This window comes from Clavibacter zhangzhiyongii (assembly GCF_014775655.1).
In the GTDB taxonomy this organism is placed as follows: domain Bacteria; phylum Actinomycetota; class Actinomycetes; order Actinomycetales; family Microbacteriaceae; genus Clavibacter; species Clavibacter zhangzhiyongii.
Genome location: NZ_CP061274.1, coordinates 1461930 through 1475359, shown reverse-complemented (window position 1 = coordinate 1475359; position 13430 = coordinate 1461930). Strand labels below are relative to the sequence as shown.

The following is a 13430-nucleotide window of genomic DNA, read 5'->3' as shown; positions in this document are numbered from 1 at the left end:
CCTCGCCGCCCGCCGATACCCGCCCGGCGCCCGCGTCACACCCCGGCGTGCCGGTCGAGGAACGCGTACAGCTCCCGGTCGTCCACGCCCGGGAAGGACCCGCGCGGCAGGGGCGCGAGGATGTGCGCGTGCAGCCGGGCGCTCGGCCGGGCCCGGTCGCGCCAGCGGTCCGCGTCCTCGGGATCCGCCCGCCGGCAGCACGACTCGTCCGGGCACCGCGAGACGCTCCTGGCCGTCGTCTCCCGGCCGCGGAACCACTTGGCGTGCGCGAACGGCACTCCGAAGGAGATGGAGTACTCGCCCTCCGCGGTCGATCCCGTCTGCGTCGAGCACCAGAAGCTGCCCGCGGGCGTGTCGGTGTACTGGTGGAACTCGGTCGTCCGGTTCGTCCGGTCGAACGCACCGCGCGCCGCCCACTCCCGGCACACCGGCTGTCCCTCCACGGCACCCGTGACGTCGACGGGCAGCGGCAGCCCGTCGTTCTCGTACGCCTTGTAGACCGCGCCGTCGCCACCGACCCGGAGGAAGTGCACGCGCAGGTCGAGGTGGGTCGTGCTGATGTTCGTGAGCCGGAGCGCCGCCGCCTCGTGCGTCACGCCGAACGCGTCGCGGAAGTCCTCCACCGCGAGGTCGCGGCGCGCCTTGGCCTCGCTGAGGAACTCGACCGACTGGGTGAGCGGCATGAGGCACGCGGCGGCGAAGTAGTTGATCTCCAGCCGCTGCCGGAGGAAGTCGGCGTAGCTCGCCGGCTCCTCGTGGCCGAGCACGCGGTGGGCCATCGCCTGGAGCGCCATGGAGCGGAGGCCGTGCCCGCCGGGGATGGACGCGGGCGGCAGGTAGATCCGCCCCGAGCCGAGGTCGGTCACCGAGCGCGTCGAGCGCGGCAGGTCGTCGACGTAGATGAGCTCGAAGCCGAGGCCCTCCGCCATCCGGCTCACGCTGCGGTGCGAGAGCGCGCCGCTGCGGTGCCCCACGTCGGCCAGCATCCGCTCGGCCAGGTCCTCGATGGCCGGCATGTGGTTGTCGCGCCCGCGCATCATCAGCCGCTGCTCGGTGTTCGCCCGCCTGGCCTCCTCGGGCGTCGCGATCGACTCGCGGGCGCGGCGCGCGAGCTCGCGGTGCAGCCCGACGAGCGCCTCGAGCGTCTCCTGCGGCAGGGCCCGGCTCGCGGGGACGGCGGGCAGCCCGAGCGAGCCGTAGAGCGAGGAGCGCTGCGCCCGGTCGAGCTCGATCTCGAGGGCCGAGCGGGCGTCGGGCGCCTCCGTAGCGAGCAGGTGCGTGACGTCGACGCCCAGCGCGCCCGCGATGCGCCCGAGGGTCGACAGCCGCGTCTCGCGCCGGCCGTTCTCGATCATGCTCAGCTGGCTCGGCAGGATCCCCGCCCGCTCCCCCAGCGCCTGGAGCGTGAGCCCCGCGCCCTTCCGCGCGTGCCGGATGCGGCGTCCGATGACGAGCTGGTCCATTCCTTCACCTCTCCGTGAACATCGGCGCTTCTTCACGCCGACGGATCCCCGAAGCCCATCCTGACGGGTCGCAGGCTGGAACAACAGACCGATCGACGAGGACGGACCGACATGACCACCATCCAGGACGCACCCCCGCACACCGCCGCCGACCGCCCGCGCGGCAGCCGGACCGGCACCGGCACCGGCGCACCCGCCCCCGACGCCCGCCCGCTCCCGCCCGGCACGGCCGCCCCCGCCCTCTGCCGCGACCCCCGCGTCGCCGCCTGGGTCGCCGAGGTGGCGGCGCTCACCCTCCCCGACCGGGTCGTGTGGTGCACGGGCAGCGTCGCCGAGTACGACCGCCTCACCCGGCGCATGGTGGAGGACGGCACGCTCATCCGGCTGAACCCCGAGTGGCGCCCGCACAGCTTCCTCGCCCGCAGCGACCCGGCCGACGTGGCGCGCGTCGAGGACCGCACCTTCATCTGCTCGGCGCGCGAGGCGGACGCCGGCCCCACGAACAACTGGCGCGACCCCGTCGAGACGCGCGCGGAGCTGCGGGAGCTGTTCGCGGGATCCATGCGCGGCCGCACCCTCTACGTCGTCCCGTTCTCCATGGGCCCTCTCGGCGGCGCGATCTCGCAGCTCGGCGTGCAGATCACCGACAGCCCGTACGTCGTCGCGAGCATGGCCCTCATGACCCGGATGGGCGACGACGCGCTCCGCCTGATCGGCCCCGACACCGCCTGGGTGCGCGCGCTGCACGGGCTCGGCGCGCCGCTCGTCGACGACGCCGGCCGCCGCACCGCGGACGTCCCGTGGCCGCACAACCCCGACAAGCGCATCTGCCACTTCCCCGAGGAGCGCGAGATCATCTCGTTCGGCTCGGGCTACGGCGGCAACGCGCTCCTCGGCAAGAAGTGCTTCTCGCTCCGCATCGCCTCGGCCATGGCGCGCGACGAGGGCTGGCTCGCCGAGCACATGCTCCTCATCCGCATCACGAGCCCGGAGGGCCGCCGCTTCCACGTCGCCGCCGCGTTCCCGTCCGCGTGCGGCAAGACGAACCTCGCGATGCTGACGCCCACGATCCCCGGCTGGAGCGTCGAGACGCTCGGCGACGACATCGCCTGGCTCCGGCCCGACGTGCAGGGCCGGCTCCGCGCGGTCAACCCCGAGCGCGGCCTGTTCGGCGTCGCGCCCGGCACCGGCGAGGCCACGAACCCCGTCGCGATGTCGACCATCTGGGGCAACGCCATCTACACGAACGTCGCGCTCCGCCCCGACGGGGACGTGTGGTGGGAGGGCATGACGCCCACGCCGCCGGCCGGCCTCGTCGACTGGCAGGGGCAGCCGTGGTCCCCCGCGTCGGGCACGCCCGCCGCGCACCCCAACGCGCGCTTCACCGTGGGCATCGAGCAGTGCCCGACGCTCGCGGACGCCTGGGACGACCCCGACGGCGTGGTGGTCGACGCGATCCTCTTCGGCGGCCGCCGCGCGACCAACGTGCCGCTCGTCGCCGAGGCCGACGGCTGGGAGCACGGCGTCTTCCTCGGCGCGACCATGGCCAGCGAGCGCACGGCCGCGGCCGAGGGGCGCGTGGGCGAGCTGCGGCACGACCCGTTCGCGATGCAGCCCTTCGTCGGCTACGACATGGCCGACCACTGGCGGCACTGGCTCGAGGTCGGCGCGGGCCTCGGCGACGGCGCGCCGCGCGTCTTCCAGGTCAACTGGTTCCGCCGCGGCGAGGACGGCTCCTTCCTCTGGCCGGGCTTCGGCGAGAACGCGCGCGTGCTCGAGTGGGTCGTCCGCCGCATCGAGGACCGCGTGCCCGCCCGCCCCAGCCCCGTCGGCGGCCTGCCCGTGCCGGCCGACCTCGACGTCGCGGGCCTCGACCTCGCCGAGGGCGCCCTCGAGGAGCTGCTGGCGCTGGATCCCGCCTCCTGGCTCGAGGAGCTCGACGCCGTCGACGCGCACTTCGCCCGCTTCGGCGGCCGGGTGCCGGCGGCGCTGACGGCCCGCGTCGACGCGATGCGCCGGGCCTTCCGGGAGGCCGCCGCCGACGCCACGGCGTGACCCGCCCGGCCGGATGCGCGGGGCCCTGACCCCCGCGCATCCGGCCCCGCGGCCCCCATCCGGTAGCGTGAACCCCGCACAGCAGGCACCTCACCATCGACACGGTGCCGTCCACACTGAGGGAACCGGAGCACGCATGGCAGACGAACGACGTCCGGACACCGCCGAGGGGCAGGCCGCGCAGGTCGCCCGGGTCCCCGACAAGCCGGCCCTCGAGGGCCTCGAGGCGAAGTGGGGCGGCCGCTGGCAGGCCGACGGCACGTACGACTTCCGCCGCGACGAGGCCGCCGCCGGCACCGTCTTCTCCATCGACACCCCGCCGCCCACGGCGAGCGGATCCCTCCACATCGGCCACGTCTTCAGCTACACGCACACCGACGTGATCGCCCGCTACCGCCGCATGCGCGGCGAGAGCGTCTTCTACCCGCTCGGCTGGGACGACAACGGCCTCCCCACCGAGCGCCGCGTGCAGAACTTCTACGGCGTCCGCTGCGACCCGACGCTCCCCTACGACCCGGACTACCGGCCCGCCGAGACCGGCGGCACGTCGAAGCCCGGCGACCAGCAGCCCATCTCCCGCCGCAACTTCATCGAGCTGTGCGAGCGCCTCACCGAGGAGGACGAGAAGCAGTTCGAGGACCTCTTCCGCACGCTCGGCCTCAGCGTCGACTGGCGCCAGAGCTACCGCACCATCGGCGCCGAGGCGCAGGTCGCCTCGCAGCGCGCGTTCCTCCGCAACCTCGCCCGCGGCGAGGCCTACCAGGCCGACGCGCCCACGCTGTGGGACGTCACCTTCCGCACCGCCGTCGCGCAGGCCGAGCTCGAGGACCGCGAGCAGCCGAGCGCCTACCACCGCCTCGCGTTCCACCGCCCGGACGGCGACGACGTGATCATCGACACGACCCGCCCCGAGCTCCTCGCGGCGTGCGTGGCCCTCGTCGCGCACCCCGACGACGAGCGCTACCAGGGCCTGTTCGGCACCACCGTCACGACGCCGGTCTTCGGCGTCGAGGTCCCCGTGCTCGCGCACCACCTCGCGCAGCCCGACAAGGGATCCGGCATCGCCATGGTCTGCACGTTCGGCGACCTCAACGACGTCGTGTGGTGGCGCGAGCTGCAGCTGGAGAACCGCGCGATCGTCGGCTTCGACGGCCGCATCGTCTCCGAGGCGCCCGCCGCCATCACGTCGGAGGCCGGCCGCGAGGCGTACGCCGCCATCGCCGGCAAGACGGTCTTCTCCGCCAAGGCGGCCGTGGTCGAGCTCCTCACGGAGTCCGGCGAGCTGATCGGCGAGCCCCGCAAGATCACCCACCCCGTCAAGTTCTACGAGAAGGGCGACAAGCCCCTCGAGATCGTCTCGACCCGCCAGTGGTACATCCGCAACGGCGGCCGGGACGAGGAGCTGCGCGAGGGCCTCATCGGCCGCGGCCGCGAGATCGGCTTCGTGCCCGACTTCATGCGCGTGCGCTACGAGAACTGGGTCGGCGGCCTCAACGGCGACTGGCTCGTCTCCCGCCAGCGCTTCTTCGGCGTGCCGCTGCCCGTCTGGTACCCGCTCGACGCCGGCGGCAACCCCGAGTTCGACCGCGCGATCACGCCGTCGGAGGACCAGCTGCCCGTCGACCCGTCGTCGGATCCCGCCCCCGGCTACTCCGAGGATCAGCGCGGCGTGCCCGGCGGCTTCCAGGGCGAGCTCGACGTCATGGACACCTGGGCCACCTCCTCCCTCACCCCGCAGCTCGCGGGCGGCTGGGAGCGCGACCCGGAGCTGTTCGACCTCGTGTTCCCGTTCTCGATGCGGCCGCAGGGCCAGGACATCATCCGCACGTGGCTCTTCTCCACCGTCCTCCGCGCCGAGCTGGAGCACGGCCGGGCGCCCTGGAGGACGGCCGCGATCTCCGGCTGGATCCTCGACCCCGACCGCAAGAAGATGTCGAAGTCGAAGGGCAACGTCGTCACGCCCGCCGCGACGCTCGAGCAGTTCGGCTCGGATGCGGTGCGCTACTGGGCCGCGTCCGCGCGCCTCGGCGTCGACGCCGCCATGGACCCGCAGAACCCGACGCAGATCAAGATCGGCCGCCGACTCGCGATCAAGGTCCTCAACGCGGCGAAGTTCATCCTGTCCTTCGAGGCCCCCGAGGGTGCCCGCGCCACCCACGCCGTCGACGTCGGCATGCTCGCCGCCCTGGCCGAGGTCGTCGAGACCGCGACCACCGCGCTCGAGGAGTACGACCACGCCCGCGCGCTCGAGGTCACGGAGAGCTTCTTCTGGACCTTCTGCGACGACTACCTGGAGCTCGTCAAGGACCGCGCGTACTCGGCCGACGCCGACCCGGCCGACCGGGGTTCCGCCGTCGCGGCCCTCCGCGAGGCCCTCGACGTGCTGCTGCGCCTGTTCGCGCCCTTCGTGCCGTTCGCGGCCGAGGAGGCGTGGAGCTGGTCGCACGACGGCTCGATCCACACCGCCCCGTGGCCGACCGCGCCCGCCCCGGACGCCCCGGCGACCGGCGGCGTGGCCGACCCGCGGCTCCTGGCCCTCGCCGGGCGCGCGCTCGTCGGCATCCGCCGCGCCAAGACCGACGCCAAGGCCTCGCAGAAGACGCCCGTCGCCGAGGCCGTCGTCTCCGCGTCGGCCGACGACATCCGCTCGCTCGAGCTCGTGGCGCGGGACCTCCGCGCCGTGGGCCGCATCACCGACCTGACGTTCATCGAGGGGGACGGCCCGGCCGTCACCCGCATCACGCTCGCCCCCGTCGAGCAGCCCGAGGAGAACCGCGCATGACCATCTCGATCCGCCCCGTCCGCGACGGCGACTTCTTCCCCTGGTTCGACCTGTTCGCCGGCTACGCCGAGCACTACGGCACCGAGCTGACCGACGAGAACGCGGTCCTCGCCTGGAGCCACCTCATCGACGAGCGGCACGCCAGCACAGCGCTCGTCGCCGTCGACGACGCACACGAGGGCGCCCTCGTCGGCCTCGCGCACTTCCACCGCTTCTCGCGCCTCGCCCGCGGCACCGACGGCCTGCTGGTCGACGACCTGTACGTGCGCGAGATCTCGCGCCGCCAGGGCGTGGGCGAGCAGCTGCTCGCCGCGGTCGCCGACGTCGCCCGCCGCGAGGGCGCGGGGATGCTCCGCTGGATCACGGCCGAGGACAACGCCGACGCGCAGCGCCTCTACGACCGGGTCGCCCGCCGCACCACGTGGGTCACCTACGAGCAGGACGTCTGATGCAGCTCGGCACGCGCTGGCTCGTCGGCGGCACCGCCCCGGCGGAGCTGCCCGAGGTCGTCCTCCTCGCGGTGAAGACCGTCGAGAAGGACGTGATCGCGCTCGCGACCGACACGTCCCAGTGGCGCTGGACCCTCACGTGGCTGGAGCGGAAGCCCGTCGTCGAGCTCGACGACGGCACCGTGATCCGCTACGACCCGATCGAGGACGCGGCGACCATCACCATCCCCGGCGAGTCCACGGACGACCCCTTCGACGACTGACGCGGCCCGACCCGCACGACGGACGCGCCGGCCCGAGGGTCGGCGCGTCCGTCGTCTCCGCGGCCTCGCGGCCGCCGCGGCCCGTGCTCAGCGCCGCGCGAGGACCTCGCCGTGGGGCATCGCCAGGAAGCCGTCCTCGTCCGCGGCCCAGTCCTGCCATGCCGCGCGGATGGCCTGCAGGTCGTCGTCCGTCGCGAAGCCGCCCTCGAGCGCCTGCCCCGCGAACGACGACGCCACCGCGCGGTCGGCCCACGCGCCGCCCCACCACGCGCGCTCGTCGTCGGAGGAGAAGCACCAGACCGACGCGCTCGACGCGATGTCCGTGAAGCCGGCCGCGCGCGCCCACGCCTTGAGGCGGGATCCCGCGTCGGGCTCGCCGCCGTTGGCGCGGTGCACCGGCAGGTAGGCGTCGGCCCAGAGCCGGAGGCCGTCCGTCTCGGGGAAGAGCGCGACCTTCGAGTAGATGACGTCGCGCGCCGCGACCAGGCCGCCGGGGCGCGTGACGCGGCGCATCTCCGCCAGCGCGCGGACCGGGTCACCGACGTGCTGCAGCACCTGGTGCGCGTGCACGACGTCGAACGACGCGTCGGCGTAGGGCAGCTCGTAGACGGATCCCGCGACGAACTCCACGTTCGCCGTGCCGCGCGCCCCGGCCAGCTCGGTCGCCTGCCGCACGACGTCCTCCGACATGTCGAGGCCGACCACGCGGCCGGGCGCGACGAGGTCGGCGAGCTCCACCGTGATGGTGCCGGGGCCGCTGCCGACGTCCAGCACGTCGAGCCCCGCCCGCAGGTGCGGTTCGAGGTACGCGGCGGAGTTCCGGACGGTGCGCGCGCTGTGCACGCGGAGGACGCTCTCGTGGTGGCCGTGGGTGTATCGCTCGCTGTTCACCCTCCGAGCCTAGGTCGGCTCCCGGCCTAGGCTCGCCGTATGACGACGTCCCCGAACCCCTTCCTCGAACCGAGCACCCTCCCCTACGGGATGCCCCCCTTCGCCGACATCCGCGAGGAGCACTTCCGTCCCGCGTTCGAGGCCGGCATCGCCGAGCACCTCGCGGAGGTGCGGGCCATCGCGGACTCGACGGAGCCGCCCACGTTCGAGAACACCCTCGTGGCGCTGGAGCGCGCGGGCCGGGTGCTCGACCGCGTCGGCCACGTCTTCTTCACGCTCTCCTCGGCCGACAGCTCCCCCGCCACCCGCGCGCTCGACGCGGAGATCGCCCCCGAGCTCGCGGCGCACGAGGACGCGATCCGCCTCGACTCCGCCCTCTACGCGCGGATCCGCGCGGTGCACGACGCCCGCCACGACTCCGGCCTCGACGCCGAGTCCGTCTACCTCGTCGAGCGGTACCTCGCCGAGTTCACGATCGCGGGCGCCGGCCTCGACGACGACGCGAAGGAGCGCCTCCGGGACCTCAACCGCCGCCTCTCCGTGCTCACCACGCGCTTCGAGTCGAACCTGCTGGAGGACACGAACGACCTCGCCGTCGTCGTCGACGACGTCGCCGAGCTCGACGGCCTGGGCGAGGGAGCGATCGCGGCCGCCGCGCAGGCCGCCGCCGACCGCGGGCTCGAGGGCGAGCACCTCATCACGCTCGTGCTCCCGACCGGGCACCCGTACCTGTCGCAGCTCACCGACCGCGGGCTGCGCCAGCGGATCATGGAGGCGTCGCTCGCCCGCGGCGCCCGCGGGAACGCGCACGACAACCGCCCGCTCGTGCTGGAGATCACGCGGCTCCGCGCCGAGCGCGCCGCCCTCCTCGGCTTCCCGAGCCACGCGGCCGCCGTCACCGCGGACCAGACCGCCGGGACGCCCGAGGCCGTCGCCGACATGCTGGGCCGGCTCGCCCCCGCCGCGGCGCGCAACGCCCGCGCCGAGGCCGTCGAGCTGCAGCGCGTGATCGACCGCACGCAGGAGGAGCGCGGCGAGCCCACCTTCGAGCTGGCCGCATGGGACTGGGCCTTCTACAGCGAGAAGGTCCGCACCGAACGCTACGACGTCGACACCGAGCGGATGCGCCCGTACCTCGAGGCCGACCGCGTCCTCCGCGACGGCGTCTTCCGCGCGGCGACCGAGCTGTACGGCGTGACCTTCACGGAGCGCGACGACATCGTCGCCTACCACCCCGACGCGCGCGTCTTCGAGGTGCGCGACGAGGACGGTTCGCCCGTCGGCCTCTACGTCCTCGACCTGCACACGCGCGACTCGAAGCGCGGCGGCGCGTGGATGAACCCCCTCATCTCCCAGAGCGCCCTGCTCGACACGCCCACGGTGGTGCTCAACAACCTCAACGTGCCGAAGCCGCCCGCGGGCAGCCCCACCCTCCTCAGCTACGACGAGACGAACACGCTCTTCCACGAGTTCGGCCACGCGCTGCACGGCCTTTTCGCCCGCGTGACCTACCCGCGCTTCGCCGGGACGAACGTCTTCCGCGACTTCGTCGAGTTCCCCAGCCAGGTCAACGAGATGTGGATGCTGTGGCCCGAGATCCTCGCCTCGTACGCCGTGCACCACGAGACCGGCGAGCGGATGCCCGACGAGCTCGTCGCCGCCGTGCAGGCGTCGAGCGCGTTCAACGAGGGCTTCCTCACGAGCGAGTACCTCGGCGCCGCGCTGCTCGACCAGGCGTGGCACCGCATCGGCGTCGACGACGTCGTCGAGGACGTGGACGCCTTCCAGGCCGAGGCCCTCGCCGCCGTCGGCCTCGACGTGCCCGCCGTCCTCCCCCGCTACGCGTCCAGCTACTTCCAGCACACCTTCGCGGGCGGCTACGACGCGGGCTACTACTCCTACATCTGGAGCGAGGTGCTCGACGCCGACACGGTGGGGTGGTTCCACGAGAACGGCGGCCTCACGCGCGCGAACGGCGACCGGTTCCGGTCGCGCCTGCTCGGCGTCGGCGGGTCGAAGGACCCGCTCGAGGCGTACCGCGACTTCCGCGGCCGCGACGCCGTCATCGAGCCGCTGCTCGAGCGCCGGGGCCTCGCCGACTGATCCTCGGCGCGACACGACGAGAGCGCCGCGCCCCTACCGGGGTGCGGCGCTCTCGTCGTACGGGCCACAGGCGGCCCCGCGGATCAGGCGGACTTCTCCGCGCGGAGCATCGAGGCCCGCGGCACGATGGTGGGCGCCGCGTTCTGCACCACGGACTCGCGGGTGATGACCACGCGGCCCACCTCGTCGTCCGAGGGGATGTCGAACATGATCGGCCCGAGCACCTCCTCGAGGATGGCGCGGAGGCCACGGGCACCGGTCTGGCGGAGCACGGCGAGGTCGGCGATCGACTCCAGGGCGCCCTGCTCGAACTCCAGCTCGACGCCATCGAGCTCGAACATGCGCTGGTACTGGCGCACGAGCGCGTTGCGGGGCTTCGTGAGGATCTCCATGAGCGCCCGCTGGTCGAGCTGCGTGACGGTGGTGACCACGGGGAGGCGACCGATGAACTCGGGGATGAGGCCGAACTTGTGCAGGTCCTCCGGGAGGACCTCGCCGAACACGTCGGCGTTCACGTCCTTGCGGTGCAGCGGGGCGCCGAAGCCGATGCCCTTCTTGCCCGCGCGCTGGCTGATGATGTCCTCGAGCCCGGCGAACGCGCCGGCCACGATGAAGAGCACGTTGGTGGTGTCGACCTGGATGAACTCCTGGTGCGGGTGCTTGCGCCCGCCCTGCGGCGGCACCGAGGCGACGGTGCCCTCGAGGATCTTCAGCAGCGCCTGCTGCACGCCCTCGCCCGACACGTCGCGCGTGATGCTCGGGTTCTCGGCCTTCCGCGCGATCTTGTCGACCTCGTCGATGTAGATGATGCCGGTCTCGGCGCGCTTCACGTCGTAGTCGGCCGCCTGGATGAGCTTGAGGAGGATGTTCTCCACGTCCTCGCCCACGTAGCCCGCCTCGGTGAGGGCCGTGGCGTCCGCTACCGCGAACGGCACGTTGAGCCGCTTCGCGAGCGTCTGCGCGAGGTAGGTCTTGCCGCAGCCGGTCGGGCCGATGAGGAGGATGTTGCTCTTCGCGATCTCGATCTCGTCGCCCACGGTCTCGGCCGGACCGATGGTGCCGACGGCGCGCACGCGCTTGTAGTGGTTGTAGACCGCGACGGAGAGCGCGCGCTTGGCGGCCTCCTGCCCGATGACGTACTCGTCGAGGAAGCCGAAGATCTCCTTCGGCTTGGGGAGGTCGAACTCGCCCGTGGTCTCCTCGCTGGCCTCGGCCAGGCGCTCCTCGATGATCTCGTTGCAGAGCTCCACGCACTCGTCGCAGATGTAGACGCCCGGCCCCGCGATCAGCTGCTGGACCTGCTTCTGGCTCTTCCCGCAGAAGGAGCACTTGAGCAGATCCGCGCTCTCGCCGATGCGTGCCATGAATGCCTCCCCGGAAGTCGTGCGGTGTGCCACGAGCCTAACCCGTGCACCGGACATCGCCCGGACCCCTGGGGGCGTGGCCGGTCGCGGCCGGATCCCGTGTCACACTGCGCAACACCGAGCCGGCTCCCGGCTCCCGTCACCCACCATGTCGGCATGACAGACCACACCGCTCCCGCATCCCCCGACGCGCTGTCCTTCGCCTACTGGGTCCCGAACGTCTCGGGCGGCCTCGTCACGAGCGACATCGAGCAGCGCACCCACTTCGACTTCGACTTCAACGTCCGCGTCGCGCAGCTCGCGGAGCGGAACGGCTTCGACTACGCACTGAGCCAGGTGCGCTACGCCGCCTCCTACGGCGCGGACCAGCAGCACGAGTCGACGTCGTTCTCGCTCGGCCTCCTGCTCGCGACGGAGCGCCTCAAGGTCATCGCGGCCGTGCACCCCGGCCTCTGGCACCCGGGCGTGCTCGCGAAGTGGATCATCACGGCCGACCACATGTCGCACGGCCGGGCCGCGGTCAACGTCGTGTCGGGGTGGCTCAAGGACGAGTTCGTCGGGTTCGGCGAGCCGTGGCTGGAGCACGGGGAGCGCTACCGCCGCACGGAGGAGTTCATCCGCGTGCTCCGGGGCCTCTGGACGGAGAAGGACTTCACGCACCTCGGCGACTTCTACCGGATCCACGACTTCACGCTGAAGCCGCCGCCCGTCCAGGTGCCCGGCCGTGCGCACCCCGAGATCTTCATGGGCGGCAACAGCACGGACGCGCGCGAGATGGGCGGTCGCGTCACCGACTGGTACTTCTCCAACGGCAAGGACTTCGCCGGGTTCGAGGAGCAGCGCGTCGACGTGCTGGCGTCGGCCCGCGCTGCCGGCCGCGCCGAGCGCGTCCGGTTCGGCCTCAACGGCTTCGTGATCGCGCGCGACACGGAGCAGGAGGCGCAGGACGTGCTCGAGGAGATCATCGCCAAGGCCAACCCCGACGCCGTCGAGGGCTTCCGCCAGGCGGTGAAGCAGGCGGGATCCTCCACCGGCGACGGCAAGGGCATGTGGTCGGACTCCACGTTCCGCGACCTCGTCCAGTACAACGACGGCTTCCGCACGGGCCTCATCGGCACGCCGGAGCAGATCGCGCGGCGCATGGTCGAGTACCGCAAGCGCGGGGTGGACCTGCTGCTCCTCGGCTTCCTCCACTACCTCGAGGACATCGAGGTGTTCGGCACGCAGGTGCTGCCCATCGTGCGGGAGCTCGAGCTCGAGGCGATCGAGCGCGGCGAGATCGCGGAGCCCGCGGCCTGACGCGCGCGCACGCGGAAGAGGGGCGGTCGGCTGATGCCGACCGCCCCTCTCGTCCGTGCGGGCCTAGCGGGCGGGGAGCGCCGCCGTCAGGTTCTTGCGCGAGGTGAGGACCTGGTCGATGAGGCCGTACTCGAGCGCCTCGTTCGCGCCGAGGATCTTGTCGCGCTCGATGTCGCGGTTGATCTGCTCGCGGTCGCGGTTGGTGTGCGACGCGAGCGTGTCCTCGAGCCAGGAGCGCATGCGCATGATCTCCGCGGCCTGGATCTCGATGTCGGAGGCCTGGCCGCCGCTCGACTCGCCGGTGGCCGGCTGGTGGATGAGCACGCGCGCGTTGGGGAGCGCGAGGCGCTTCCCGGGCGCGCCGCCCGCGAGCAGCACGGCGGCGGCGGACGCCGCCTGACCGAGGCAGACGGTCTGGATCTGCGGCGACACGTACTGCATCGTGTCGTAGATCGCCGTCATGGCTGTGAAGGAGCCGCCGGGCGAGTTGATGTACATCACGATGTCGCGGTCGGGGTCCATCGACTCGAGCACGAGCAGCTGGGCCATGACGTCGTCCGCGGACGCGTCGTCGACCTGCACGCCGAGGAAGATGATGCGGTCCTCGAAGAGCTTCGCGTACGGGTCCTGGCGCTTGTAGCCGTAGGCCGTGCGCTCCTCGAAGCTGGGGAGGATGTACCGCGACGACGGGCTCGTGGCGGTGGAGCCGGCGCCGCGGGCGCCGCCGAAGGTGGGGAGTTCCATGTTCTCTTCTCTTACCT

10 protein-coding genes are annotated in these 13430 nt (G+C 72.7%); 6 read left to right on the top strand and 4 right to left on the bottom strand.

Features of this window, described 5'->3' with window-relative positions; genetic code table 11:
• Positions 1-35: 35 nt before the first annotated feature.
• Complete coding sequence (locus tag H9X71_RS07045) at positions 36-1463, bottom strand: helix-turn-helix domain-containing protein (RefSeq protein ID WP_191148946.1); 1428 nt, start codon at positions 1461-1463, stop codon at positions 36-38.
• Positions 1464-1574: 111 nt separating this feature from the next.
• Between H9X71_RS07045 and H9X71_RS07040 the strand changes: the two genes are divergently transcribed.
• From H9X71_RS07040 to H9X71_RS07025, 4 genes are all read left to right on the top strand, one after another.
• Positions 1575-3518, top strand: coding sequence for a phosphoenolpyruvate carboxykinase (GTP) (locus H9X71_RS07040; RefSeq protein ID WP_191148945.1), 1944 nt, complete (start codon positions 1575-1577; stop codon positions 3516-3518).
• 136 nt (positions 3519-3654) lie between these two features.
• Positions 3655-6300 (top strand): valine--tRNA ligase, encoded by a 2646-nt coding sequence (valS, locus tag H9X71_RS07035; RefSeq protein ID WP_191148944.1) that lies wholly within the window; start codon positions 3655-3657, stop codon positions 6298-6300.
• Complete coding sequence (locus H9X71_RS07030) at positions 6297-6749, top strand: GNAT family N-acetyltransferase (protein WP_191148943.1); 453 nt, start codon at positions 6297-6299, stop codon at positions 6747-6749. The genes valS and H9X71_RS07030 overlap by 4 nt, the downstream gene beginning before the upstream one ends.
• Entirely contained in the window at positions 6749-7012 is a 264-nt protein-coding gene (locus tag H9X71_RS07025; RefSeq protein WP_191148942.1) for a hypothetical protein, read from the top strand. The genes H9X71_RS07030 and H9X71_RS07025 overlap by 1 nt, the downstream gene beginning before the upstream one ends.
• 87 nt (positions 7013-7099) lie before the next feature.
• Here the strand turns inward: H9X71_RS07025 and H9X71_RS07020 are convergent, their stop codons facing one another.
• Positions 7100-7903: a methyltransferase domain-containing protein gene (locus tag H9X71_RS07020; RefSeq protein ID WP_191148941.1), complete on the bottom strand. Its 804-nt coding sequence runs from the start codon at positions 7901-7903 to the stop codon at positions 7100-7102.
• 39 nt (positions 7904-7942) lie between these two features.
• Between H9X71_RS07020 and H9X71_RS07015 the strand changes: the two genes are divergently transcribed.
• A complete protein-coding gene (locus tag H9X71_RS07015) occupies positions 7943-10006 on the top strand; it encodes a M3 family metallopeptidase (protein WP_191148940.1) in 2064 nt (687 codons plus the stop codon).
• 83 nt (positions 10007-10089) lie between these two features.
• On the opposite strand, the gene clpX is transcribed toward H9X71_RS07015, so the two are convergent.
• Positions 10090-11370, bottom strand: a complete 1281-nt coding sequence (clpX, locus tag H9X71_RS07010) for an ATP-dependent Clp protease ATP-binding subunit ClpX (RefSeq protein WP_116055230.1) — start codon at positions 11368-11370, stop codon at positions 10090-10092.
• A gap of 156 nt (positions 11371-11526) precedes the next feature.
• Between clpX and sfnG the strand changes: the two genes are divergently transcribed.
• A complete protein-coding gene (gene sfnG / locus H9X71_RS07005) occupies positions 11527-12669 on the top strand; it encodes a dimethylsulfone monooxygenase SfnG (protein ID WP_191148939.1) in 1143 nt (380 codons plus the stop codon).
• Positions 12670-12732: 63 nt separating this feature from the next.
• Here the strand turns inward: sfnG and H9X71_RS07000 are convergent, their stop codons facing one another.
• Complete coding sequence (locus tag H9X71_RS07000; RefSeq protein WP_191148938.1) at positions 12733-13413, bottom strand: ATP-dependent Clp protease proteolytic subunit; 681 nt, start codon at positions 13411-13413, stop codon at positions 12733-12735.
• Positions 13414-13430: the final 17 nt, after the last annotated feature.